The organism is Caulobacter sp. GW456-12-1-14-TSB4, from assembly GCF_059424195.1.
Genome location: NZ_JBWKZF010000036.1, coordinates 1 through 24,717, shown reverse-complemented (window position 1 = coordinate 24,717; position 24,717 = coordinate 1). Strand labels below are relative to the sequence as shown.

The window sequence follows — 24,717 nt, the reverse complement described above, 5'->3', positions numbered from 1 at the left end:
ATGCCCAGCGACGAGCCTAGTCAACAGCCCGCCGGTCCGGTTCGCAGAAGCCGGGGCGTGCGGGCGTTCCTTCGACGCATGCGCCGGCAATTGACCGGCGGGGGCGAGCCGTCGCGGCCGCCCGAACCGCCGCCCGCGACCGGCGCCGTCGACATCGTCGACCAGGCCGAGGCCTTCCAGACCCTGCGGGTCGCCGACGTCATGACCCCGCGCGCCGACATCGTTTCGGTCGAGCTCTCCACGCCCTTCGAGACCGTGGTCGCCCAGTTCGCCGAGGCCGAGCACTCGCGGATGCCGATCTATCGCGAGACCCTCGACGACCCGGTCGGCGTCGTCCACGTCAAGGACATCTTCCGACTGCTGTCCGACGAGGCCAAGCGCCCCGCGCCTGGCGACGTCGTGCTGAACAAGCTGCGCCGTGACGCGTTGTATGTGCCCGCTTCGATGAAGGCCGCCGACCTCCTGCTCCGCATGCGCACCAGCCGTATCCACATGGCCCTCGTCATCGACGAGTTCGGCGGCACCGACGGCCTGGTCTCGATGGAGGACCTGATCGAGGCGGTGGTCGGCGAGATCGACGACGAGCATGACGACGCGGCCGCCGTGGCGATCGTGGCGCGGCCGGGCGGGGTCTATGACGCCGACGCCCGCGCGCCGCTGGAAGAGCTGGAGGCCGCCCTTGGCCTGGAACTGGCTCCTTCCGACATGGAAGAGGACATCGACACGGTCGCGGGTCTGGTCGTGGCCCTGGCCGGCCGCGTGCCGCAGCGGGGCGAGGTGATCGCCCATCCCGACGGTTACGAGTTCGAGGTGGTCGAGGCCGATCCGCGCCGGGTGCGCCGGGTGCGGGTGCGCGGCGGCTCCTCGCCGCAGGCCGCGCCGGCCGTCGAGGGTGTCGCCGCCTCGTGACGGCCGTCTGGACGAACTTCCGCGCCAAGGCCTGGAGCTGTCCGGTGCTGGCGCTGTTGGCCGGCCTCGCCGCCGCCCTGGCCCATCCGCCGTTCGGCGTGCTGCCGGGCTTGCTGGGCTATGCCGGTCTTCTCCATCTGCTGGACGACGCCAACGCCGAGAAGCCTCTGCGCTCGGCGTTCTGGCGCGGCTGGCTGGCGGGCGTGGGCTATTTCGGGCTCGGGACCTGGTGGATCGCCGAGGCCTTCATGGTCGACGCCGCCAACCAGGGCTGGATGGCCCCGTTCGCCGTGGCGGCCATGGCCTCGGGCCTGGCGCTGTTCTGGGGCCTGGCGGCGGTGGTCTATCGCTGGATCCGGCCGGCCGGCGCCTGGCGGGTCCTGGCCTTCGCCGGCGCCTTCGCGGCGCTGGAGTGGACGCGCGGCCACATTCTCACGGGCTTTCCCTGGAATCTGCCAGGGGAGGCCTGGCGCGCGGGGTCCTGGCCGTCGCAGTTCGCGGCGGTGGTCGGCGCCTACGGCCTGACCTGGATCACCCTGGCCATCGCCGCCGCGCCCGCCGTGTGGCGCGAGGGCAAGGCGGGCAAGATCGCGCTGGGCTCGGCCGCCGGCGGCCTGGTGGCGCTCTACGGCTATGGCGCGGTGGCGGTGTCGCAACCACTGGCCAAGGGCCCGCCGACCACCGTGCGGATCGTTCAGGCCGACATCCAGCAGGACGCCAAGTGGGACGCCGTGCGCTTCTCGCAGATCGTCCAGTCCTACGTCTCGCTGACCGCCAGCCCCTACAAGGGTAAGCCCGCCGACATCGTCATCTGGCCCGAGGGCGCCCTGCCGGCCGCGACCAACGACTATCTGGCGCCCGGGACCTGGGTGCGGCAAGCGATTGTCGATAGCCTCCAGCCGGGCCAGCTGCTGCTGATCGGCGGCTATCGCTATCAGGGGCCGCTGCAGACGCCGACCTACTACAACAGTCTGATCGCCCTGAAGCGCGCCGCGACCGATCTCGAGGTGGTCGGGGTCTATGACAAGCACCGGCTGGTGCCGTTCGGCGAATATCTGCCGGCGGAAAAGTTCCTGACCGCGATCGGCTTCAAGAGCCTGGCGCATCTGGGCGACGGGTTCGCCACCGGTCCGCGCCCGGCGCCGCTGCGCGTTTCGCCCGGCCTGCTGGTCCAGCCGCTGATCTGCTACGAGAGCCTGTTTCCTGGCTTGGCCAAGAGCGATCCAAACGTCCGAGTCCTGATCAATGTCTCGAACGACGCCTGGTTCGGCGTGACCTCCGGGCCCTTGCAGCACCTCAATCTGGCCAGCTATCGCGGCATCGAGAGCGCCAAGCCGATTTTGCGCGCCACGCCCACCGGAGTCAGCGCCGTGATCGATGCGCGCGGTCGAATCATCCCCGGTGCGCGACTCGATCTAGGCAAAAGCGGAGTCATCGACGCGCAAATACCGGGAATGGGTGGAGTTACACCCTTCGACAACTTCGGAAATTTCGCGTTTCTCGCGCTTCTACTGATATCTGCGGTTGCGTCAGCTCGCCGACTGACAGGTAAATCCTTTTCCTCTATTGCACGCGTGAAAGACTTAGGCTGAATTAAAACCGCAATTTCAGCTATCAAGCGTGGGTATGAGCGACCTGCCGGACACCGAACGTCATCCCAACCCCATCGATTTGCACGTTGGGGCGCGCATCCGCATGCGCCGGAAAATCCTCGGCGTCAGCCAGGAGCGGCTGGCCGAAGACCTGGGCCTGACCTTCCAGCAAATCCAGAAATATGAGCGCGGGGCCAACCGGGTCAGCGCCAGCAAGCTCTATGAGATCGCCAAGAGCCTGCAGTCGTCGGTGGCCTATTTCTTCGAGGGCCTGGCCGACACCAGCAGCGAAGGCATGGCCGAGAACGGCGACGTGTTCGTCCACGATTTCCTGATGACGCCCGAAGGCCTGGAACTGGCCAGCCTGTTCCCCAGGATCACCAAGCCGAAGGTGCGCCGGCGCATCCTGGAGCTGGTCCGCTCGATGGCCGAGGAAGAGGGCGCGGACGACGACGAGGCGTAAGTCTCTCAAGCTCCGCTTGATCGCATAAACATATCTTTATATGGTTCCGGTCTAACTGACGCCGTACCGGGCGCCTGTCCGCGTGCGCGGAATTTCATGACCGGAGCTGTCTCTTGAGCCGTTCGTCTTACATCTTCACCAGCGAGAGCGTCTCCGAAGGTCACCCCGACAAGGTCGCCGACCGTATCAGCGACACCGTCGTCGACGCCTTCCTGACCGCCGATCCCGAGGCGCGCGTCGCCTGCGAAACCCTGGTGACCACCAACCGCATCGTGCTGGCCGGTGAAGTCCGCGCCGGCAAGCCGGATGGCGACAAGAAGGCCAACAAGCAACTCACCAAGGACATCCTCGCCTCGCTCGAGCCCAAGGTTCGCGCGGCGATCAAGGACATCGGCTACGAGCAGAAGGGCTTCCACTGGCAGAAGGCGAAGTACGCCAACTACCTGCACGGCCAGTCGGCGCACATCGCCCAGGGCGTGGACGCCAGCGACAAGAAGGACGAAGGCGCCGGCGACCAGGGCATCATGTTCGGCTACGCCAGCACCGAGACCCCGGAGCTGATGCCGGCCACCCTGCAATACAGCCACAATGTGCTGAAGCGCCTGGCCGAGCTGCGTCACAGCGGCGAGCTCAAGGAACTGGAACCGGACGCCAAGAGCCAGGTGACCCTGGAATATGACGGCAACGGCCGCCCGGTCCGCGTCGTCTCGATCGTGGTGTCGCACCAGCACGCCAAGAAGATCGATGGCAAGGCCGCGACCTCCAAGCGCGTGCTGGAGCTGATCAAGCCGCACATCCTGCCGGTGTTCCCGGACGGCCTGATCACCAAGAAGACCCAGTGGCTGGTCAACCCGACCGGCCGCTTCGAGATCGGGGGTCCGGACGGCGACGCCGGCGTCACCGGCCGCAAGATCATCGTCGACACCTACGGCGGCGCGGCCCCGCACGGCGGCGGCGCGTTCTCGGGCAAGGATCCGACCAAGGTCGATCGCTCGGCCGCCTATGCCTGCCGCTACCTGGCCAAGAACGTCGTGGCCGCGGGCCTCGCCGATCGCTGCACCATCCAGATCGCCTACGCGATTGGTGTCGCCCAGCCGGTCTCGTTCCACGTCGACCTGCACGGCACCGGCAAGGTGGATCCGGCGGTGCTGGAAAAGGTCCTGCCGCAGCTGATCGGCGGCGCGACCCCGCGCTCGATCCGCGAGCACCTGCAGCTGAACCGTCCGATCTACGCCCGCACCGCCGCCTACGGCCACTTCGGCCGCACGCCGGACAACGAAGGCGGCTTCTCGTGGGAGAAGACCGACCTCGTGGGCGAACTGAAGGGCCTGGCGTAAGCCTCACCCTTCGACCCATCGTGAAGCGGGCTCCGATCCTTGCCGGGTCGGAGCCCGTTTTCATTTCCCGCTCAAAGCTCTAAGACGCCCGCCCATGACCAATCCGACCCAACCCCATGGCCCGCTGCGCTCGTTCGGCCGCATCAAGGCGCGTCCGGTGAAGCCGCGCCAGCAGGCCCTGCTCGACACCCTGCTGCCCGAGATCGCCGTGCCGCACGGCCCGTTCCAGCCGCTGGACCTGATGCCGGACGCCAAGGCCGTGTGGCTGGAGATCGGCTTCGGCGGCGGCGAGCACATGGCGACCCAGGCCGGCCGCGCCCCCGAGACCCTGGTCATCGGCGCCGAGCCGTTCGTCAACGGCGTGGCCAGCGCCGTGCGCCACATCGAGGAACAGGCCCTGAAGAACGTCCGCGTCCACGAGGGCGACGCCCGGGATGTGGTCGACTGGCTGCCGGACGCCTGCCTAGACCGGGTGTTCATCATGTTCCCCGATCCCTGGCACAAGGCCCGCCACAACAAGCGCCGCCTGATCCAGCCGGAATTCGTCGCCAAGCTGGCCCGCGTCATGAAGCCGGGCGCCGCCCTGCGCTTCGCCACCGACTGGGCCGACTACGGCGAGTGGACGACCGAGCGGGTGCTGGCCGATCCGAACTTCCGCTTCGCCGACGCTGACGCCGACCGCAACGCGATCCCGGCGGACCACGTCACCACGCGCTACGAGGAAAAGAAGCTGGGCGACTGCGCCCCGGTGTTCCTGGACTTTATCCGGGCGTAACCCGCGCCCAGGTCTTGAGCAGCGGAACGGTCGCGCAGGCCGGCCCGCCGTCCTTGGCGCGGCCGGCGATGGTCGCCTCCAGCACCTCGCCGGCGGTGATATCGGCCGGCAGGTCGTGCAGATAGACCTTGATGCGCCGCTGCCAGTCCGTCTGGCAGTCGCCCGCCGCCTGGCCCGAGGCGATATAGACGAACCGTCCCCGGCTATCGTTGCGCACGAAGCCGCCGCCGGGGCGAAGGCCAGCCGGCGTTTCGGTCAGGGTGATGGGGATGTCGAAGGAGAGGTCGCCGCCCCCCTTTTCTGGAGGCGCCCTGACCGGATCGACCGGCCGGTTCTTGGCGTCCTGCTTGGAGAAGACCACGCCGGGCGGCGGGTCGGCCAGGATGATCCGCAGTGTCAGATCGATCCTGGCCATGAGCTCTACCTAGTAGGTCTCGTTGTAGCGCTTGATCGCCGTGCGGATGATCTCGGCGGTCTCGTCGATGTCGGCCCAGCCGCTGATCTTGGTCGACTTGCCCTTTTCCAGGTCCTTGTAGTGCTGGAAGAAGTGGGCGATCTGCTCGGTCAGGATGGTCGGCAGGTCGCGCCAGCTGGAGACGCCCGTGTAGAACGGGTGCAGCTTGTCGACCGGCACGGCCAGGATCTTCTCGTCCGAACCGGCTTCGTCGACCATCATCAGCGTGCCGATCGGGCGGCAGCGGATGATCGCGCCCGGCACCACCGGGGTCGGACCCACGACCATGATGTCGGCGGGATCGCCGTCATCGGCCAGGGTGTGCGGGATGAAGCCGTAGTTGGCCGGATAGAACATGGCCGTATGCAGGAAGCGATCGACCATCAGGGCGCCGCTTTCCTTGTCGATCTCGTACTTCACCGGCTCGCCGCCCTGCGGGATCTCGATGATGGCGTTGAGGTCGTAAGGCGGGTTCACCCCGGTCGGAATCTTTGAGAGGTCCATTGTGACTCTTCGTCTTATGAGGTCCGCGGAGAGGCGGCCTGCGCGGGCTGGCTTATAGGCCAAAATTGCTGCGGTGCGGAAGGCTGGAGTCGGAGATTTCCGACCAACGAGTCGACAGCGCCCATCAGTTCGCCTATAAAGCGTCCTACATCGTCCGTTAGCGCTAGATGGCGCTTTCGAGCGGCGGCCGAAAGGCTGCCGCTTTTTGTTTGGCTGCTCGGCGACACCGGCGGCCCGAATGAGTTGAGAGAAACGTGCGCGGCAAGACGCAGGAAGACCGTGACCTGATCGAGATGCTCGATCCCGTGGCCGAGACGCTTGGCTACGAGATCGTCCGGCTGCGCCTGATGGGCGGCGCCGAGCAGCGTCGCCTGCAGATCATGGCCGAACATCCGCTGCAGGAAGACGGCAGCGGCGGCGACATGAACGTCGAGGACTGCGCGAAGTTGTCGCGCGGCGTCTCCGAGATCCTGGACGCGGCCGATCCGATCACCGGCGAATACACGCTGGAGGTCTCCAGTCCTGGCATCGATCGCCCGCTGACCCGCCTGAAGGACTTCAACGACTATGCCGGCCTCGAGGCCCGCATCGAGCTGGATCGCGTGGCCGAGGGCCGCAAGCGCTTCAAGGGCGAGCTGGCCGGCGTCGAGGACGACCAGGTCGGCCTGAACATCGAGGGCGAGGACGACGTCACCGTCTACTTCCCGTTCGAATGGATCATCGACGCCAAGCTCGTCATGACCGACACCCTGATGGAGCGGGGCGCCAAGCAGCGCGCCGCCCGTCTGCAATCCGACAACGACGACCTGTCCGAAAGTGAAGAGGACTGACCATGGCCATCGGCATCGCCGCCAACCGGCTCGAACTCCTGCAGATCGCCGACGCGGTCGCGCGTGAAAAAGGCATCGAGAAGGAAGTCGTCATCGAGGCCATCGAGGACGCGCTCCAGAAGGCCGCTCGCGCCCGCTACGGCGCCGAGCACGACATCCGCGTCAAGATCGACCCGCGGACGGGCGAGACGACGCAGAAGCGCGTGATCGAGGTCGTCGCCGACGACGCCGAACTCGAAGGCGAGATCGGCAAGATGCAGCTGTCGATCGCCAAGCGCGCCTGGCGCGACGCCGAGATCGGCAAAGTCTACGAAGAGAACCTGCCGCCGTTCGAGATCGGCCGCGTCCAGACCCAGATGGCCCGCCAGGTCGTCATGCATAAGGTCCGCGAAGCCGAGCGCGAGCGTCAGCACGAAGAGTACAAGGATCGTGTCGGCGAGATCGTCAACGGCAGCGTCAAGCGCGTCGAATACGGCAACGTCATCGTCGACCTGGGCCGTGGCGAAGGCATCATGCGCCGCGACCAGTCGATCCCGCGCGAGAACTTCAACGTCGGCGACCGCATCCGCGCCTACATCTACGACGTCCGTCGCGAGACCAAGGGTCCGCAGATCATGCTGAGCCGCGCGCACGGCGGCTTCATGGCCAAGCTGTTCGCGCAGGAAGTGCCGGAAGTCTATGACGGCGTCATCGAGATCCGCGCCGTGGCCCGCGACCCGGGTTCGCGCGCCAAGATGGCCGTCATCTCGAACGACAGCTCGATCGATCCGGTCGGCGCCTGCGTCGGCATGCGCGGTTCGCGCGTGCAGGCCGTCGTGGCCGAGCTGCAGGGCGAGAAGATCGACATCATCCAGTGGTCGGAAGATGAAGCCACCTTCATCGTCAACGGCCTGGCCCCCGCCGAAGTCTCCAAGGTCGTCATGGACGAGGAAGACGAGCGCGTCGAAGTCGTGGTGCCGGACGAGCAGCTGTCGCTGGCCATCGGCCGTCGCGGCCAGAACGTCCGCCTGGCCTCGCAGCTGACCGGCTGGCAGATCGACATCATGACCGAAAGCCAGGAGAGCGAGCGCCGTCAGCGCGAGTTCACCGAGCGCACGGCCCTGTTCCAGGAAGCCCTGGACGTCGACGAAGTCATCGCCCAGCTGCTGGTCACCGAAGGCTTCGCCGCGGTGGAAGACGTCGCGTTCGTCGAGCCGCACGAGATCGCTTCGATCGAAGGCTTCGACGAGGAAACCGCCGAGGAGCTGCAGGCCCGCGCCCGCGAATTCCTCGACAAGGAAGCCGCCGCCCTGGACGCCAAGCGTCTGGAGCTGGGCGTGCAGGACGAGGTCCTGGCCATCGAGGGCGTGACCCTGGCCATGGCCGTCGCCCTGGGCGAAGGCGATGTGAAGACCGTCGAGGACTTCGCGGGCCTGGTGCCGGACGACATGCGCGGCTGGTTCGAGACCAAGAACGGCGAGCGCGTGCGCGAGCCGGGCATCCTGGAAAGCTTCAACCTGTCGCCGGAAGACGCCGAGGCGCTGATCATGCGCGCCCGCATCGTCATGGGCTGGGTCGAGGCCCCGCCGGAGCCGGAATACGAGCCGGAGCCGGAGTACGAGGCTGAAGCCGAAGCCGAAGGCGAGGCCGAAGAGGTCGCCGCCGAAGCGCCGGCTTCGGAAGAGCTCGCGTCGGACGAAGAGGCCTAAGGCCCTTCGGAGCGTTAGATGACGGCCTCGCGGAGCAATCCGCGGGGCCGTTCGCCATTCGAGAGCCTGGCAGTCGAAAGTGGAAACCGGTTTCGGCGTCCGCCAGGCTCCAAGCAAAAGAGACGATGACAGAACCAACCGCCCCCAAGACCCACGCCGAAGCCAATCGTCTGCGCAAGGACATCGTCCTGGGCGAGGCGACGGACGAGGCGCGCCTGGTCCGCTTCGTGGCGGGGCCGGACGGGGTGGTGGTGCCGGACGTGGCGCGCAAGCTGCCGGGCCGGGGCATCTGGGTCGGCGCCGACCGGGACTCGATCGCGACGGCGGCCAAGAAGGGTCTGTTCTCGCGCTCGGCCAAGACCAAGCTGACCGTACCCGCCGACCTGGCCGATCAGGTCGAGGCCCTGCTGGCCAAGCGCGTCCTGGACAGCCTGGGTCTTGCGCGGAAGGCCGGGACCATTATCTCAGGCTACGAAAAGGTGGTCGCGGCCCTGGGGACGGGCAACGTCGCCTGGCTGATCGAAGCCTCGGATAGCGCCGAGGATGGTCGCCGAAAGATCCTGAACGCGGCCCGCAAGGCTCCCAGACCGCCCCGTTTGCTGGGCGCATTCAATTCGGATGAATTGGGTTTGGCCTTGGGCGGTGAGAATGTGATACACACCGCACTCCTTGCCGGGCGCGGCATCGATAGCTGGACACAGGATGTCGAGCGTTTGTCAGGTTTCCGCCCGCTTTTGCCTCCCGAATGGTCGGCGAACGGACGTGAGGATGGCTAGAGGCCTTCCCGCCCTGGGCGGATGAGGCCTCTCATGAAAAGGGCGAGCCTGTTCGCCCGGGTTGGCTAGCCGATCGAGGCAGGCCTAGGGTTTTTGCATCCCACCGGGGAACCGCCGGTGCGATGGAAAAGCTCTAGAATCTTTGACGTTGGGCGCGGCTATTCGGGTCGCGTTCGTGAGTGAAGGGTCGGGAAACGCGCTTGTTTCGGCAGGTACGTCCAGGCCCCTTTCTCACATGGAAACATCGGTTTTTTAGCCAGGTACCGCCTGGCGGAAGTACAAGCGAGCGCATGAGCGACGAGAACGAAAACGGCCGGAACGGCGGACGCACCCCGATGACGCTGAAGCCCCGCCAGGGCTCGGTGAGCGCGGGCGTCGTGAAGCAGAGCTTCAGCCACGGCCGGACCAAGACGGTGGTGGTCGAAACCAAGCGCACGCGCACCCACGCGCCCGCGACCGGCAATCTCGCCGCGCCGTCTTCGGCCGAGCGTCGCCACGACGCCCCGCCGCAGCCCCGTCCGCAACAATCGCAAGGCGGCGGCGCCGCCCCGTCGGGTGGTGGCGGTTCGGCTGGCGGTCTCTCGCAGGAAGAACTGCGCGCTCGCCAGCGCGTCGTCGACGCCGCTCGTGAAAACCAAGCTCGTCAGCAGGCCGACCAGGCCGCCGAGGCTGCGCGCGCTCGCGCCGCCCAGGACGCCGCCCAGCGTGAAGCCGCCGCCAAGGCCGCGGCCGAACGCGCGGCCGCGGCTCCGCCGCCCGCTCCGGCGGCGCCGGCTCCGGTCGCCCAGGCTCCGGTTTCTCAAGCTCCGGCCGCGCCCGCCGCGCCGGTGACCCCGCAGGCGACCGCTCCGGTCCAGCGTCCTGTCGCGCAGGCCCCGGCCGCGCCGCAGGCTCCGCGCCAGGATGCGCCCCGTCACGAAGGTTCGCGTCACGAAGGTCCTCGCCACGAGGGCCCCCGTCACGATGGTCAACGTCACGACGGCCAACGCCATGACGGTCCCCGTTCGGCGGCGGCTCCCGGCCAGACCCGTAGCTACGAGCCCAGCCGCGATCGTCGCGACGATCGTCCGAGCACGACGACCTATCGTCCGGCTCCGCAGGGCGACCGTCCGTTCAACCAACGCGCGCCGCGTCCCGACGCCAACGCCAACTTCGGTCAACGGGCTCCCCGTCCCGAGGGCGACCGTCCGCGCGGTCCGCGTCCCGACGGTGATCGTCCGCAGGGCGATCGCGGCGGCTACCGTGGCGACCGTCCGCAGGGTGATCGCCCGCAAGGCGACCGGCCGCAGCAGACCGTCCGCTACTCGGCCCTCGCGCCGCGTCCGGCTCCGGGCGCCCGTGGTCCCGGCGGTCCGCCGCGCGGTCCGCGTCCCGGCGTTCCCGCCTCGGCCCCGGCCACGCCGGAAATCCAACGCGCCATGCGCTCGGCCCCGCGTCCCGGTGGCGAAGTCAGCCGCCGTCCGGACGAGGATGACGATCGCCGCAAGGCCGCGAACGCGCCGAACAAGGCCGTCTCGCGCGTCAAGGGCGCTCCGCAGCGCCGCGAAGGCCGCCTGACGATCCAGGCTGTCGCCGGTGACGGGGATTCGGCCGATCGCATGCGCTCGCTGGCCTCGGTCCGCCGGGCTCGCGAACGTGAAAAGGAAAAGCGTCGCGGCGGCGTCGCCGAACAGACCCGCGTCGCGCGTGAAGTCGTCATTCCCGACGTCATCACCGTGCAGGAGCTGTCCAACCGGATGGCCGTGCGCGGCGTCGAGATCATCAAGTTCCTGATGCGTCAGGGCGTGATGCTGAAGATCAACGACGTCATCGACAACGACACCGCCGAGCTGGTGGCGACCGAGTTCGGTCACACCGTCAAGCGCGTGTCGGAAGCCGACGTCGAAGAAGGCTTCATCGGCGCCGAGGACATCGACGATCACCTGGAAGGGCGTCCCCCGGTCGTCACGATCATGGGTCACGTCGACCACGGCAAGACGTCGCTTCTGGACGCCCTGCGCGCCACGGACGTGGCGGCTGGCGAACACGGCGGCATCACCCAGCACATCGGCGCCTATCAGGTTCGCCTGAAGGACGGCCAGCGCGTCACGTTCCTCGACACCCCCGGCCACGCCGCCTTCTCGGCGATGCGGGCTCGCGGCGCCAACATCACCGACATCGTCGTGCTGGTGGTGGCCGGTGACGACGGCGTGATGCCGCAGACGATCGAGGCGATCAAACACGCCAAGGCCGCCAACGTGCCGATCATCGTCGCCGTCAACAAGATGGACAAGCCGGGCTCGGATCCGACCCGCGTGGTCAACGAGCTGCTGCAGCACGAGATCGTCGTCGAAAGCCTGGGTGGCGACACCCAGATCATCGAGGTCTCGGCCAAGGCCCGCACGGGTCTGGACGACCTGCTCGACGCCATCCTGCTGCAAGCCGAAGTGCTGGACCTGAAGGCCAACCCCGACCGCACCGCCGACGGCGTGGTGATCGAGGCCAAGCTGGACAAGGGTCGTGGCGCGGTTTCGACCGTCCTCGTCAATCGCGGTACGCTGAAGCGCGGCGACATCGTCGTCGCCGGCGCCCAGTTCGGCCGCGTTCGCGCGCTGCTGAACGAACGCAACGAGCAGCTGACCGAAGCCGGTCCGGCCACCCCGGTCGAGATCCTCGGCCTGGACGGCGTGCCCTCGCCGGGCGAAGCCTTCGCCGTGGTCGAGAACGAAGCCCGCGCTCGCGAGCTGACCGAGTACCGCATCCGCCAGAAGCGCGAGAAGTCGCTGGCGCCGATCGGCGCCGGCGCTTCGATGGCCGACATGATGGCCAAGCTGCAGGACAAGAAGCTGAAAGAGCTTCCGCTGATCATCAAGGCCGACGTGCAAGGTTCGGCCGAGGCGATCATCGGTTCGCTGGACAAGATGTCGACCGACGAGGTCCGCGCGCGGATCATTCTGTCGGGCGCCGGCGCGATCAGCGAAAGCGACGTCATGCTGGCCAAGGGCGCCGGCGCGCCGGTCATCGGCTTCAACGTCCGCGCCTCGGCGCAGGCGCGAGCCCTGGCCGAACGCGAAGGGGTCGAGATCCGCTACTACGCGATCATCTACGACCTGCTGGACGACATCAAAGGCGTGCTCTCGGGCATGCTGGCCCCGATCCAGCGCGAAACCTTCCTCGGCAACGCCGAGGTCCTGCAGGCCTTCGACATCTCGAAGATCGGCAAGGTCGCCGGCTGTAAGGTCACCGAAGGCGTGGTCCGCAAGGGCGCCAAGGTCCGGATCATCCGCAACGACATCGTCGTTCTGGAACTGGGCACCCTGCAGACGCTCAAGCGCTTCAAGGACGAGGTCAACGAAGTCCCCGTCGCTCAGGAGTGCGGCATGATGTTCGCGGGCTTCCAGGACATCAAGGTCGGCGACACCATCGAGTGCTTCACCGTCGAGGAGATCAAGCGCCAGCTCGACTAGGCGTTCGATCGGAACTCAGCTTAAAGGAAGGCGCGGGCGCAAGCTCGCGCCTTTCTTGCGTCTGGAGTTCGGCATGGAAGTCAGGGGCGAGATCGCGACCTTCGAGGGGCGGAAGGCCTGCGCGCCGCTCAACAAGCATGTGTTGGGCTGGCGACGGCATTTCCAATGGTACGTGCTGGCCATGATCATCGTCGGTGGCCTTGCCGGCAGCTGGCTGGTTGATCGGGTGGCGCCCGGCCAAGGCTATCTGGCAAACATCGCGACCGCGATCTTTGGTTTGGTGCTCTTGCTAAGGTTTGCGCCTAAAATGGCGCAGGACGCTTGGCGCGCGCGCGGCGTTCCTCCACGCATGGACATGACCTACCGCATCGAGGACCAAGTCTTCGTCATCGCGGGACCGACGACGGAGACGCGCCTGGTCTGGTGGTCGATCTCGGAGATCATTCCGGGGCGAGACTGCTGGCTGTTCGTCGGTATGGGCATGGCCTATTTCCTGCCGCGCCGGTTCTTTGTCGATCCAGGCGCCGAGGCCAGATTCCTGCGCGCCTGCCTGGAGAACATGTCGCCCGAGGCGCGTGCTCGCAGCCCCAAAGCCGTCGCTGCGGCGGCCTGACCGTTCCAGACTGGAAATCGCCCCAATCCCGAGCTACGCCTTCCGTATGCGTATCAGAGCCCTCCTCGCCTTGACCGTTGTCGCCGCCTCGCTGAGCGCCTGCGCGACCGTGAACCGTCTCGACGCCGGCGGCGACGTGCACGACCTGCTGGTCGCCATTCGCGACAACGACCGGGCGACCTTCGAGAACCATGTCGATCGGCGGGCGCTGAAGTATCAGATCGAGACGCGGCTGATGGAAGAGGCGCGCCAGCGCGGCGGGTCGAGCAACGGCGTGATGGCCCTGGCCGCCCTGGCGGCGGGTCCGATCGCCGACGCGGCCGGCGAGGCGCTGATCCGGCCCGAGACCTTCCACGCGGCGGCCAACTACTATGGCTACACCCCCGATCGCCCGATCCCGGGCCGGGTGGCGATCGCCAGCATGTTGCGGCCCACGGGCGATGGCCGGGTCTGCGCGGCCAAGAGGGACGGTCCTTGCCTGCTGACCTTCACCCAGGAAGGATCGACCTGGCGCCTGACCAGCTTCGACGCCGAGGCCGCGAACCTGCACCTGAAGCGATGAACCGAGCGATCTGGGGGGGCGTGGCCCTGGCCTTGCTGGCGGCCAATACCGCCTGGGCCGAGACGCGGATGTTCTCTTACGACCCGATCTCGCCCGACGCGAAGCGGCTGACCGGCGCGGGCGTGACGATCCTGTTCAAGGAAGGCTTCATGGGCGCCAGCCGGCCGATCAAGGTGCTGGCCACCGGCGTGCCGGCCGAGGCGCGGCTGAAGGACGGCCGCCAGAAGGACCTCGACCCCGGCGGTCTCGACGCGATGGAGGGCGTGGACGGTAACGCCTCGCTCTACGAGGTCGACGCCACGGCGGCCCAGGGCAAGATCTATGTCCGCGCCTTCTGCCCCGGTTCGACGCGCCTGTGGCTGTCGTTCAGCACCATCGCCCTGCGTCGCGACCTGCGTATCCAGGCGTTCGGCAATGATCCGAAGGCGGATGGAAAGGCCCACGTCTGCGGCACGCTGGACTTCTCGTATCGCGGCGAATGGCGGCTGCCGAGGAAGCACGACGGGCCCGACCCGATGTCGGACTGGACCGACAGCCCGCAGCATCCCGACACAACCAACTAGGCCATCCGTTCAAGAATTTCCGTCCCCCATGTCGCAACAAGGGAAGCTGGCGCGTCTTTAAGACAGGGCCGGCCCCCAAAGACGGGTATGGCCGGCGGGAGACGCGCGATGCGGTTCATGGTGCTGCTGAAGGTCGAAACCGACGTTGGCCCCGAGCTGGGCCAGGCGATGCGCGACTACGACGCCGAACTGATCCGGGCCGGCGTCGCTGACCGGGCCAAACTCTCGGCGCGCGGCGCGCGGATGGCCCCCGACGTCGTCGCCCCCGATACATTGAGTGGGGGCCGCACCCTCGCCGGCTTCTGGGTCTTCGATGTCGCCTCCCGCGAGGACGCCGCCGCCTGGGTGCGCCGTTGTCCCGCGCCCGCCGACGGCTCGGCCGAGATCGAGATCCGCCTGCTGCTCGAGCCCGGCGACCTCTCCGAACGTCCCGAGCAGGGCAGGCCCCGACCCGTCTGGGAGCGGGCGATGGCCTTCTGATCCTGGCCAGTCTAGCCTCCTCGAAACAAAGAGGGGCGGGGCATGGCGGACGATGTGCTGGCGGGGTTCGAGCGTTTCGAGTTCGATGACGGGCGCTGGACGCGTGAGGTCTACAAGATCGGCTCCGGACCGGCGGTGATCGTCATCCACGAGGTGCCGGGCTTGCATCCAGGCGTGCTGGCCTTCGCCCGCGACCTGGCCGCCTCCGGTCTGACCGCCTGGTGCCCCAGCCTGTTCGGCAAGCCGGCCAAGCCCGTCACGCGCGGCTACGCGGTCGGCGTGATCCTCAAGAACATCTGCGTGCGCCGCGAGTTCAGCGTCTGGAAGGACGGCCGCTCCAGCCCGATCGTCGACTGGCTGCGCGCCCTGGCCCGCAAGGCGCACGAAGAGTGCGGCGGCAAGGGCGTCGGCGCCGTCGGCATGTGCTTCACCGGCGGCTTCGCCCTGGCCATGATGACCGAGCCGGCCGTGGTGGCCCCGGTGCTGTCCCAGCCCTCGCTGCCGCTGAAGGACAAGGGCGGTTTGGACTGCTCGGCCTCGGAGCTGGCCTGCGCCAAGCGGAGGTTCAAGGACGAGGACCTGTCGCTGCTGGCCCTGCGCTTCACCTCCGACAAGCTGGTGCCCGACGCGCGCATCGCTCGCCTCAAGGCCGAGTTCGGCGACAAGGTCGAGGTGGTCGAGTTGGCCGATGAAGACGCCGCGCCAGGCGTGCCGATGGACCCGCACTCGGTGCTGACGTTGCACCTGCACCGTTCGGTCCCGGACAGCGGCAGCATGAAGGCCCGCGATCAGGTAATCGCATTCTTCAAGGCGCGGGTGGGGGCGTAAGGCTGGACTTCCGGGTCCGACAGGCCTAGACACCCCGCCTTCCGATTTTCCCCGCGCACCGGCGTTCGATCCGCCGGCCGGGCCTCAAGGATTCCGCGCCATGAAGCGCATTTCTGGTCCCAAGAAGGCCGATGCCAAGAAGGGCCCCACGGGCCCCTCGCAACGCCAGCTCCGCGCCGGCGAACTGATCCGCCACGCCCTGGTCGACGTCTTCCGCGAGGAAGGCCTGGCCGATCCGGTGCTGGTCAACGTCTCGTTCACGGTGTCCGAAGTGCGGATGAGCCCCGACCTGCGGCACGCCGTCTGCTTCGTCGAGCCGCTCGGCGCCGGCTTGAAGGGCGAGGTCGGCCGCGGGGACGAGGACATCAAGGAAGTCATGAAGGCCCTGAACCGCGGCGCGAGCTTCCTGCGCGGCCGTCTGGGCAAGCTGATCGACATGAAGTTCACGCCGGACCTGAAGTTCATTCACGACGAGAGCTTCGGCGCCGCGGCCTATATGGACCGCCTGTTCGACGACCCGCGCGTCCAGCAGGACGTCCGCACCCTGGCGGACGTCATCGACGAAGACGACGAGGCCTAAATGGCGCGCCGCAAGAAGGGCGACGCCGTCTCGGGCTGGATCTGCCTGGACAAGCCCTATGACCTGACCTCGACCACGGCCGTCTCCAAGGTGCGCCGCGCGTTCAACGCCCAGAAGGGCGGCCACGCCGGCACGCTGGACCCGCTGGCCACCGGTATCCTGCCGATCGCGCTGGGCGAGGCGACCAAGACCGTCCCGTTCCTGATGGACGCCGACAAGGCCTATCGCTTCACCATCGCCTGGGGCCGCGACACCACGACCCTGGACCGCGAGGGCGAGACGACCGCGACCTCGGACGTGCGGCCGACCCGAGAGCAGGTCGAGGCCGCGCTGCCCGCCTTCATCGGCGAGGTCGACCAGGTCCCGCCGAACTTCTCGGCCATCAAGGTCGACGGCGAGCGCGCCTATGACCTGGCCCGCGACGGGGTCGAGTTCGAGCTGCCGACCCGCAAGGTGAACATCTTCGCCCTGCGCGTGACCGAGGCGGCCGACGCCGACCACGTCACCCTGGAGATGGAATGCGGCAAGGGCACCTATGTCCGCGCCGTGGTCCGGGACCTGGCCAAGGCGCTGGGAACCTGCGGTCACGTCGCCGACCTGCGCCGCACGCGGGTGGGCGGGTTTACCGAGAGCGGCGCGATATCGCTGGAAACCCTTGAGAATTTGAGCTATGAGGCCCGGCTGTCGGAGGCATTGCTTCCGGTCGAGACCGCGCTGGACGACATCCCGGCGTTGGCCGTGACCGATGAAGACGCCTTCCGGCTTGCACAGGGACGCGCCATCGTCCTGCTTCCGCGTCAGGTTGAAACGCTGAAAGCCGAGCTTCCGCCCGGCGATCGCACCGTTTCCGCCATGTCCGGGGACAGACTGGTGGCCTTGTGCGAGATGCGCGCCGGGAAGCTCAATCCGGTGCGGGTCTTCCAACTCACCTGAGCGGAGACAACCCGATGTCGATCACCATCGAGCGCAAGAGCGCTCTCATCGCCGAACACGCCCGCACCGAAGGCGACACCGGCAGCGCTGAAGTCCAGGTCGCGATCCTCTCGGAGCGCATCTCGAACCTGACCGAGCACTTCAAGACGCACAAGAAGGACAACCACAGCCGTCGTGGCCTGCTGAAGCTGGTTTCCCAGCGTCGCCGGCTTCTCGACCACCTGAAGAAGTCCGACGTCGCCCGTTACCAGTCCCTGATCGAAAAGCTGGGTCTGCGTCGCTAAGGCACAATTCGGCCGCTCTGCTTTCGTAGGGCGGCCGAATGCTTTTCTAGCCTTCGTTTCGAGACAGGCCGAAACGAGAGGTTGTCGCGGATTCGCTCTAAGCGTGATCCGGACATGTAGGCCGGAGATCACGATCTTCGGGCGCCTGTCGAACTGGATGAGGAAATCTCGGGACCGCCCTTCGGCCGCCCGCCCCTGTCCGTCCTGAAGGAAATGGGTCCTTCGGAACCGAAAGAAGCAAAAATGTTCGATATCAAGCGCAAGACGATCGAGTGGGGCGGCAAGACGCTGGTCCTCGAAACCGGTCGCATCGCCCGTCAAGCCGACGGCGCCGTTCTGGCCACCATGGGCGAAACCGTCGTCCTGGCCACCGCCGTGTTCGCCAAGAAGGCGAAGCCCGGCCAAGACTTCTTCCCGCTGACGGTCAACTATCAGGAAAAGACCTTCGCGGCCGGCAAGATCCCCGGTGGCTTCTTCAAGCGTGAAGGCCGTCCGTCGGAAAAGGAAACCCTGGTTTCCCGCCTGATCGACCGTCCGATCCGTCCGCTGTTCGTCAAGGGCTTCAAGAACGAAGTCCAGGTCGTCGTCACCGTGCTGCAGCACGACCTCGAGAACGATCCCGACATCCTGGGCATGGTGGCCGCCTCGGCCGCCCTGGTCCTGTCGGGCGCCCCGTTCATGGGCCCGATCGGCGCCGCGCGCGTCGGTTACGTCGATGGCGGCTACGTGCTGAACCCGACGCTCGACGAGCTGAAGGAAAGCAAGATGGACCTCGTCGTGGCCGGCACCGCCGACGCCGTGATGATGGTTGAATCGGAAATCCAGGAGCTCTCGGAAGAGATCGTGCTGGGCGGCGTCAACTTCGCCCACAAGGAAATGCAGGCCGTGATCGACGCGATCATCGACCTGGCCGAGCACGCCGCCAAGGAGCCCTTCGACTTCCAACCGGAAGACACCGACGCCCTGAAGGCCGAAGTGAAGAAGGCCGTCGGCAAGGACCTGGCCGACGCCTACAAGATCCAAGCCAAGGGCGACCGCGTCGCCGCGCTGGGCGCCGCCAAGACCAAGGCCATCGAGACCTTCGCCAAGAGCGACACCAACCCGGCCGGCATCGACCCGCTGAAGCTGGTCTCGGTCTTCAAGGAACTGGAAGCCGACATCGTCCGCCGCTCGATCCTGGACACCGGCATCCGCATCGACGGCCGCACCGTCGACAAGGTCCGTCCGATCCTGGGTGAAGTCGGCATCCTGCCGCGCACCCACGGCTCGGCCCTGTTCACCCGCGGCGAGACCCAGGCGATCGTGGTCGCCACCCTGGGCACCGGCGACGACGAGCAGTTCATCGACGCCCTGGAAGGCACCTACAAGGAATCCTTCCTGCTGCACTACAACTTCCCTCCCTACAGCGTCGGTGAAACCGGCCGTATGGGCAGCCCGGGCCGCCGTGAAATCGGCCATGGCAAGCTGGCCTGGCGCGCCCTGCGCCCGATGCTGCCGGCCAAGGAAGACTTCCCCTACACGATCCGCCTGGTCTCGGAGATCACCGAGTCGAACGGTTCGTCCTCGATGGCCACGGTCTGCGGTTCGTCGCTGGCCATGATGGACGCCGGCGTGCCGCTGATCCGTCCGGTCTCGGGCATCGCCATGGGCCTGATCCTGGAAAAGGACGGCTTCGCGGTTCTGTCGGACATCCTGGGTGACGAAGATCACCTGGGCGACATGGACTTCAAGGTCGCCGGCACCAGCGAAGGCCTGACCTCGCTGCAGATGGACATCAAGATCGCCGGCATCACGCCCGCGATCATGGAGCAGGCCCTGGCTCAAGCTAAGGGTGGCCGCGAGCACATCCTCGGCGAAATGAACAAGGCCATGGACGCCCCGCGTGAAGAGGTCGGCGACTTCGCTCCGAAGATCGAGACCATCACCATCCCGACCGACAAGATCCGTGAAGTGATCGGCTCGGGCGGCAAGGTGATCCGTGAGATCGTCGCCACCACCGGCGCCAAGGTCGACATCAACGACGAAGGCACCGTGAAGGTCTCGGCCTCGGACGGCGCCAAGATCAAGGCCGCGATCGACTGGATCAAGTCGATCACCGACGAAGCCGAAGTGGGCAAGATCTACGACGGCAAGGTCGTGAAGGTCGTCGATTTCGGCGCCTTCGTGAACTTCTTCGGCGCCAAGGACGGCCTCGTCCACGTCAGCCAGATCAGCAACGAACGCGTCGCCAAGCCGTCGGACGTGCTGAAGGAAGGCCAGATCGTCAAGGTGAAGCTCCTGGGCTTCGACGACCGCGGCAAGACCAAGCTGTCGATGAAGGTCGTCGATCAAGAGACCGGTGAAGACCTGTCGAAGAAGGCCGAAGACGCTCCGGAAGGCGCCGCGGAATAAGCTCCGCGCTTCTGACGAAGTGACACGCTAGCGAACGGGCGGTTCCGAAAGGGACCGCCCGTTTTGCGTTTCGGGCTTGTGGGCGTTCTTCTTTTGTTCCATCATGAGTTGTGGAACGGGAGCGGGTCATGGCCGACCATGTCGTGCAGTGCGGCGGTTGCCGTGTCGATGTCCAGGTGGTGCGTGGTGACGGCGGCGAGGTCGCCCGATGCCCCGCCTGCTCGCGCACAGCACCCAAGGACGAAGCGATCCGCGCGGCCCGCAGCGCCCTGATCGACGTCGTCATGCGCGATCTGGACGAGCCCTTGCGGGCGATCGTCCGCGCCAACCCCGCCCTCGGCTACCAGCCGGCTCAGCGCTACGATTGGGCGCTGAAGGGGTTCTAGGCTGTCGCTTTCAGGGAGGATCTCAGAATGGTATATACGCGTCATCACTCCCCGCCTTTTGATCAAGGACTGGCGATGGCGACCGCGACGAGCAGAACCTTCAAGAGCGGAAACAGCGAAGCCGTGCGGCTTCCACGCGACATGGCCTTTGGTCCGGGCGTGGAGCTGACCTTGGTTCGGTCGGGCGATGTCCTAACCATCTATCCGACAAAGGGCTCCATCAAGGATCTGGTGGCGGAGCTGAACAAGCTACCGCGCCCTGACAGCATCGAAGTCCGCGACGAAGACCTGTTCCCTGAACGTCCCGGCCTCTGAGTGACGTACGTTCTCGACACCAGTGTCGCGATCTGTTTGCGCGATGGCGATCCCGTGATCGCTGAGCAGCTCGCGGCGTTGGACGGTGCGATCCTCCTGTCGGTTATCAGTCGGGTGGAGTTGGAGGGCGGTGTCTGCCGCGAGCCATCCGGGACCGGCATTCGCCGCAATCGCCTGGATGCGATGTTGAGAATCCTTCCTGTTCTCGATTTCGATGGCAGGGCGGCCGATGCCTACCGCACGATCGTCGAGGCGACGGGCTACTCCAGGCGCAAAACCGTGGACCGTATGATCGCCGCTCAGGCGCTGACGCACCGCGCGACCCTGGTCACGCTCAACGCGGCCGACTTCCGCGATATTCCAGGGCTGTCGCTGCTGGCTTGGTAAGATCAAGATCGGAAACAATGGATTTCCATAGTTTCCATATCCGCGACGATCCGTCGCGTCCATTCTCTCCTCATCGGAACAACGGGACGGGCCAGACGGCCTCCCAGCAGAGGGAAGACGGACATGAGCAGCGGCTATTTCACCACCACGGACGGCGCGCAGATCTTCTTCAAGGATTGGGGCCCCAAGACCGCCCAGCCGATCGTCTTCCACCATGGCTGGCCCCTGTCGTCGGACGACTGGGACGCCCAGATGATGTTCTTCCTGGCCAAGGGCTATCGCGTCATCGCTCATGACCGTCGCGGTCACGGCCGGTCCAGCCAGACCGACACCGGCAACGAGATGGACACCTACGCCGCGGACGTCATCGGCCTGGCCAAGCACCTGGACCTGAAGAACGCCATCCACATCGGCCACTCGACCGGCGGCGGCGAAGTCGCTCACTACGTGGCCCGCGCCGAGCCCGGCCGCGTCGCCAAGGCCGTGCTGGTCGGCGCGGTGACGCCGCTGATGCTGAAGACCGACGCCAATCTGGGCGGCCTGCCGCTGGAAGTGTTCGACGGCTTCCGCAATGGCACGGCCTACAACCGCGCCCAGTTCTTCCGCGACGTCGCCGCCGGCCCGTTCTACGGCTTCAACCGCGAGGGCGCGCAGGTCTCGGAAGGTGTGATCGACAACTGGTGGCGTCAGGGCATGCAAGCCGGCGTGAAGGCGCTGTACGACTGTGTGGCCGCCTTCTCGGAAACCGACTTCACCGCTGACCTGAAGGCGATCGACCTGCCGGTGCTGGTGCTGCACGGCGAGGACGACCAGGTCGTGCCGATCGACGCCTCGGCCCGCCAAGCGATCAAGCTGTTGAAGAACGGTACGCTGATCACCTATCCGGGCTTCCCGCACGGCATGGCGACCACGCAGGCCGAGACCATCAACAAGGACCTGCTGGCCTTTATCGAAGGCTGACGCCCGGAGTTCGTCCTCACCCTTCGACAAGCTCAGGGTGAGGGCGATCTTTCGCGGCGGTTCGAAGAAGCCTCATCCTGAGCTTGTCGTAGGACGAGGTTTTCGGCGCCTCGGCATGATCGTCGATTGGTCACCTCTCGCCGCGCTTTCCATCGTGACTTGTATTCCGAGATATGCAATCGATAGGTGCATAACAGGGAGGACTCGTCCGATGCGTAAGCGTGCCTTGGTTATCGCGGCTCTGGCCGCTGTCTCGATCACCGCGCCCCAGGCCCTGGCCTTCGGCACCATCCATGGCATGGGCCAGAACGCCGAGCATGAGCGGATCACGCGCCAGGGCCTGTCCGGGCTGGGCTTCGGCGGCGACACCCTGTCCGAACTGGCCGGCAAGACGGGAACGTTCGGGGCCGTCGGCTCGCCCGACAATCCGGCCCGGGGCCTGATGAGCAACAAGGCCGCGCACTGCGACGGCGGCGACTTTTTCAACACGCCGGGCTACGCCCAGAGCCAGGCGGCGGCCCAGACCCAGCTGACGGCCTGCCGGACCTGGATCATGAACAAGATCAATGAGGCGGTGAACGACGCCTCGGGCCTGGTGAAGCCGAACGGGGCGCTGGACAGCACCAGCATCTTCGGCGGCTGCACCTTCAACGGCGCCAAGGGCCGGGCCAAGTGCAACGTGCTGGAGGACATGGGCGTGGCCTTCCACGCCTCGCAGGACTTCTACTCGCACAGCAACTGGATCGACGCGGCGCGGCCCAACCCCTCGATCGGCAATCCGGCGGGCCTGAACAATGGCGCCCCGGCCCCGTGGCTGTCGCCGGCCGGCGCGGCGTTCCCGGCCGGACTGATTACCGGCTGCTACGACGGCTTCCCGGAGTCGAGTCACTGCAACGGCCGCGTCAAGCACGCGGTCCTGAACAAGGACACCGCCGGAACGACCCGGGGCGACTACGCCAAGGCGATGAACGTCGCCGCCCAGGACACCCGCGCCAAGTGGACCTTCTTCGAAGGGCAGTTGGTCACGCGTTACGGCCCGATGCGGGGGCAGAAGATGATCTGCGTGCTGAAGTCCGACAGTCCGGGGAAGTGCTAGCCTAGCCCCGCGGCGTCACCCGCAACTGCGAGCTGTCCGGGGCGCCGTTGCCGCCCCGGCAGGCGGCGGGCTTGAACTTCAGGTCCAGGCAGACCCAGACCTCGGTCAGGCGGCCGTCCTTGACCCGGACATTGAGGCCGTCGCGGGTCATGCCCTTGTTGCGCTTGAGGAAGGCGTCGCGGATCTGGCCGGCCGTCATGGTGTCGTTGGCGGGCGCCAGGTCGGGCACGTTCAGGCTCTTGCGGACCTTCTGGGCCTTCTTGAAATAAGCCTCGGGGCTGTCCCAGCGGCACGTGCCGTGCGCCTGCCACTCGTGCTGCAGCAGCCAGGGCGAGGGGGTCATGCAAAGATTGGCCTTCACCGTCGCCGGGCTCATCGCCGGGCTAGGCTTGCAGTAGCGGGGATGGACCTTGTCCGGCCCGTTCGGCCACAGGCCGTGCACCGTGAAGCCGAAGCTGTTGTTCTGGCACTGGATGACCTTGTCCGACTCCGGGATGCCGGCGCGGCAGGCCTCGGGCGACCAGAACAGCGACAGCAGATAGGCGGCGATCGGCACGTCGGGGTGGACCTCGTCGGCCGGCGGGACCTCGGCCGGGGCCGGGATCACCTTGGGCGGCACCGCGCAGGCCTTGAGGCTGGAGGCCTGGGCGCCGCTCGCGCCAAAGCCAATGAGCGCAAGGACGGCGAGGGCGGTGGCGAGGGCGGTCTTCATGGCGGGCTCCGGCGAAGCCCGCCAAAAGCGGGCTTCGATCTAGACATTGGAGCGGGATAGGCCCCCGCGCCGCCACCGCCGTCAAGAGAACCTCTAGCGACGCGCCTCGGTGGCCATCCGCACGGCCAGGCCGCCCAGCACCGTGGCCATCAGCCAGCGCTGGACCAGGGCGAAGCTGGGGCGCGTGGCCAGGAAGGTCGCGATCGTCCCGGCGGCCAGGCAGATGGCGCCGTTCACGCTCAGCGAGACGGCGATCTGGGTCAGGCCCAGAGCGAGAGACTGGGTGAACACGCCGCCGTGCTCGGGCTTGATGAACTGCGGCAGCAGCGACAGGTACAGCATCGCCGCCTTGGGGTTCAGCATGTTGGTGACGAAGCCCATGGTGATCAGCTTGGCGGGGCTGTCCTTGGGCAGCTCGCGCACCTGGAACGGCGAGGCGCCGCCCGGCTTGATCGCCTGCCAGGCCAGCCAGGCGAGATACAGCGCGCCGCCGAAGCGCAGGATGTCGTAGGCGATCGGGGCGGCCATCAAGAGGGCGGTGATGCCCAGCGCCGCGCACAGCAGATAGACCACGAAGCCGGCCGCGGTGCCGATCAGCGACACGATCCCGGCCCAGCGGCCCTGGCAGATCGAGCGGCTGACCAGATAGAGCATGTTCGGCCCGGGCGTCAGGGCCATCCCCAGGCACACCAGCCCGAAGGCGATCCAGGTCTTGGCGTCGGGCATGGGCGGTCTCCGTGGGTATGGCGGAGCTTTAGCATTGGGCGGGAAGAGCGAACACCCGGCGAGGGATGGGGATTGACCCCCTCTCTCTTTGAGAGAGGGAGGGGCCCGCGCCGCAGGCGTGGGAGGG

Annotated in this window: 27 protein-coding genes and 1 pseudogene; 23 read left to right on the top strand and 5 right to left on the bottom strand. The window is 67.0% G+C overall.

All coding sequences use genetic code 11. The features are described from left to right. From AC07YH_RS23660 to trmB, 5 genes are all read left to right on the top strand, one after another. Nucleotides 1-909 carry a hemolysin family protein gene (locus tag AC07YH_RS23660; RefSeq protein WP_494749356.1) on the top strand — a complete coding sequence of 303 codons (909 nt, stop codon included), beginning with the start codon at nucleotides 1-3 and terminating at the stop codon, nucleotides 907-909. Next, entirely contained in the window at nucleotides 906-2,501 is a 1,596-nt protein-coding gene (lnt, locus tag AC07YH_RS23655) for an apolipoprotein N-acyltransferase (RefSeq protein WP_494749355.1), read from the top strand. Before AC07YH_RS23660 ends, lnt begins: the two co-directional genes overlap by 4 nt. A gap of 28 nt (nucleotides 2,502-2,529) precedes the next feature. After that, nucleotides 2,530-2,964: a helix-turn-helix domain-containing protein gene (locus AC07YH_RS23650; RefSeq protein ID WP_494749354.1), complete on the top strand. Its 435-nt coding sequence runs from the start codon at nucleotides 2,530-2,532 to the stop codon at nucleotides 2,962-2,964. Between the two features lie 113 nt (nucleotides 2,965-3,077). Beyond that, nucleotides 3,078-4,301: a methionine adenosyltransferase gene (metK, locus tag AC07YH_RS23645; protein WP_494749353.1), complete on the top strand. Its 1,224-nt coding sequence runs from the start codon at nucleotides 3,078-3,080 to the stop codon at nucleotides 4,299-4,301. Nucleotides 4,302-4,395: 94 nt separating this feature from the next. Continuing rightward, nucleotides 4,396-5,076, top strand: coding sequence for a tRNA (guanosine(46)-N7)-methyltransferase TrmB (gene trmB / locus AC07YH_RS23640; RefSeq protein WP_494749352.1), 681 nt, complete (start codon nucleotides 4,396-4,398; stop codon nucleotides 5,074-5,076). Here the strand turns inward: trmB and AC07YH_RS23635 are convergent. Both AC07YH_RS23635 and ppa read right to left on the bottom strand, forming a co-directional pair. After that, complete coding sequence (locus AC07YH_RS23635; protein WP_494749351.1) at nucleotides 5,063-5,491, bottom strand: DUF5990 family protein; 429 nt, start codon at nucleotides 5,489-5,491, stop codon at nucleotides 5,063-5,065. The genes trmB and AC07YH_RS23635 overlap by 14 nt on opposite strands. A 9-nt stretch (nucleotides 5,492-5,500) precedes the next feature. Then, nucleotides 5,501-6,034 (bottom strand): inorganic diphosphatase, encoded by a 534-nt coding sequence (gene ppa, locus AC07YH_RS23630; RefSeq protein WP_494749350.1) that lies wholly within the window; start codon nucleotides 6,032-6,034, stop codon nucleotides 5,501-5,503. 254 nt (nucleotides 6,035-6,288) lie between these two features. Here ppa and rimP point away from each other — a divergent pair, with 254 nt between their 5' ends. From rimP to AC07YH_RS23545, 17 genes are all read left to right on the top strand, one after another. Next, nucleotides 6,289-6,864 carry a ribosome maturation factor RimP gene (rimP, locus tag AC07YH_RS23625; protein ID WP_494749349.1) on the top strand — a complete coding sequence of 192 codons (576 nt, stop codon included), beginning with the start codon at nucleotides 6,289-6,291 and terminating at the stop codon, nucleotides 6,862-6,864. A 2-nt stretch (nucleotides 6,865-6,866) separates the two neighbouring features. Further along, on the top strand, nucleotides 6,867-8,552 hold the full coding sequence (gene nusA, locus AC07YH_RS23620) for a transcription termination factor NusA (RefSeq protein WP_494749348.1): 1,686 nt from the start codon (nucleotides 6,867-6,869) through the stop codon (nucleotides 8,550-8,552). Between the two features lie 125 nt (nucleotides 8,553-8,677). Continuing rightward, nucleotides 8,678-9,328, top strand: a complete 651-nt coding sequence (locus AC07YH_RS23615) for an RNA-binding protein (RefSeq protein WP_494749347.1) — start codon at nucleotides 8,678-8,680, stop codon at nucleotides 9,326-9,328. Nucleotides 9,329-9,618: 290 nt separating this feature from the next. After that, nucleotides 9,619-12,774 carry a translation initiation factor IF-2 gene (gene infB / locus AC07YH_RS23610; protein WP_494749346.1) on the top strand — a complete coding sequence of 1,052 codons (3,156 nt, stop codon included), beginning with the start codon at nucleotides 9,619-9,621 and terminating at the stop codon, nucleotides 12,772-12,774. A 55-nt stretch (nucleotides 12,775-12,829) separates the two neighbouring features. Then, nucleotides 12,830-13,387: a YcxB family protein gene (locus AC07YH_RS23605; protein ID WP_494749345.1), complete on the top strand. Its 558-nt coding sequence runs from the start codon at nucleotides 12,830-12,832 to the stop codon at nucleotides 13,385-13,387. A gap of 46 nt (nucleotides 13,388-13,433) precedes the next feature. Beyond that, nucleotides 13,434-13,949, top strand: coding sequence for a DUF2939 domain-containing protein (locus AC07YH_RS23600; protein ID WP_494749344.1), 516 nt, complete (start codon nucleotides 13,434-13,436; stop codon nucleotides 13,947-13,949). After that, a complete protein-coding gene (locus AC07YH_RS23595) occupies nucleotides 13,946-14,512 on the top strand; it encodes a hypothetical protein (protein WP_494749343.1) in 567 nt (188 codons plus the stop codon). Before AC07YH_RS23600 ends, AC07YH_RS23595 begins: the two co-directional genes overlap by 4 nt. A gap of 108 nt (nucleotides 14,513-14,620) precedes the next feature. Next, on the top strand, nucleotides 14,621-14,992 hold the full coding sequence (locus tag AC07YH_RS23590) for a YciI family protein (RefSeq protein WP_494749342.1): 372 nt from the start codon (nucleotides 14,621-14,623) through the stop codon (nucleotides 14,990-14,992). Nucleotides 14,993-15,034: 42 nt separating this feature from the next. Then, nucleotides 15,035-15,820 carry a dienelactone hydrolase family protein gene (locus tag AC07YH_RS23585; protein ID WP_494749341.1) on the top strand — a complete coding sequence of 262 codons (786 nt, stop codon included), beginning with the start codon at nucleotides 15,035-15,037 and terminating at the stop codon, nucleotides 15,818-15,820. 100 nt (nucleotides 15,821-15,920) lie between these two features. Next, complete coding sequence (rbfA, locus tag AC07YH_RS23580) at nucleotides 15,921-16,400, top strand: 30S ribosome-binding factor RbfA (protein WP_494749340.1); 480 nt, start codon at nucleotides 15,921-15,923, stop codon at nucleotides 16,398-16,400. Next, complete coding sequence (gene truB / locus AC07YH_RS23575) at nucleotides 16,401-17,333, top strand: tRNA pseudouridine(55) synthase TruB (protein ID WP_494749339.1); 933 nt, start codon at nucleotides 16,401-16,403, stop codon at nucleotides 17,331-17,333. A gap of 14 nt (nucleotides 17,334-17,347) precedes the next feature. Beyond that, complete coding sequence (gene rpsO / locus AC07YH_RS23570) at nucleotides 17,348-17,617, top strand: 30S ribosomal protein S15 (protein ID WP_494619826.1); 270 nt, start codon at nucleotides 17,348-17,350, stop codon at nucleotides 17,615-17,617. Nucleotides 17,618-17,860: 243 nt separating this feature from the next. After that, complete coding sequence (gene pnp / locus AC07YH_RS23565; protein ID WP_494749338.1) at nucleotides 17,861-20,008, top strand: polyribonucleotide nucleotidyltransferase; 2,148 nt, start codon at nucleotides 17,861-17,863, stop codon at nucleotides 20,006-20,008. Nucleotides 20,009-20,136: 128 nt separating this feature from the next. Then, nucleotides 20,137-20,394, top strand: a complete 258-nt coding sequence (locus AC07YH_RS23560; RefSeq protein WP_494749337.1) for a hypothetical protein — start codon at nucleotides 20,137-20,139, stop codon at nucleotides 20,392-20,394. 75 nt (nucleotides 20,395-20,469) lie between these two features. After that, nucleotides 20,470-20,709: an antitoxin gene (locus tag AC07YH_RS23555; RefSeq protein WP_494749336.1), complete on the top strand. Its 240-nt coding sequence runs from the start codon at nucleotides 20,470-20,472 to the stop codon at nucleotides 20,707-20,709. After that, nucleotides 20,710-21,096: a PIN domain-containing protein gene (locus tag AC07YH_RS23550; RefSeq protein WP_494749335.1), complete on the top strand. Its 387-nt coding sequence runs from the start codon at nucleotides 20,710-20,712 to the stop codon at nucleotides 21,094-21,096. A gap of 123 nt (nucleotides 21,097-21,219) precedes the next feature. After that, nucleotides 21,220-22,056, top strand: a complete 837-nt coding sequence (locus AC07YH_RS23545) for an alpha/beta fold hydrolase (protein ID WP_494749334.1) — start codon at nucleotides 21,220-21,222, stop codon at nucleotides 22,054-22,056. A gap of 19 nt (nucleotides 22,057-22,075) precedes the next feature. Here the strand turns inward: AC07YH_RS23545 and AC07YH_RS23540 are convergent. After that, nucleotides 22,076-22,190, bottom strand: a pseudogene (locus tag AC07YH_RS23540) (hypothetical protein); the annotation flags it as partial. A 77-nt stretch (nucleotides 22,191-22,267) separates the two neighbouring features. On the opposite strand from AC07YH_RS23540, the gene AC07YH_RS23535 reads away from it, so the two are divergent. After that, entirely contained in the window at nucleotides 22,268-23,152 is an 885-nt protein-coding gene (locus tag AC07YH_RS23535) for a hypothetical protein (protein WP_494749333.1), read from the top strand. A 1-nt stretch (nucleotide 23,153) separates the two neighbouring features. Here AC07YH_RS23535 and AC07YH_RS23530 read toward each other — a convergent pair whose 3' ends face one another. Together AC07YH_RS23530 and AC07YH_RS23525 are read right to left on the bottom strand one after the other, a co-directional pair. After that, nucleotides 23,154-23,864, bottom strand: a complete 711-nt coding sequence (locus tag AC07YH_RS23530) for a ribonuclease T2 (protein WP_494749332.1) — start codon at nucleotides 23,862-23,864, stop codon at nucleotides 23,154-23,156. Between the two features lie 93 nt (nucleotides 23,865-23,957). Then, nucleotides 23,958-24,590 (bottom strand): LysE family translocator, encoded by a 633-nt coding sequence (locus AC07YH_RS23525; RefSeq protein WP_494749331.1) that lies wholly within the window; start codon nucleotides 24,588-24,590, stop codon nucleotides 23,958-23,960. Nucleotides 24,591-24,717: the final 127 nt, after the last annotated feature.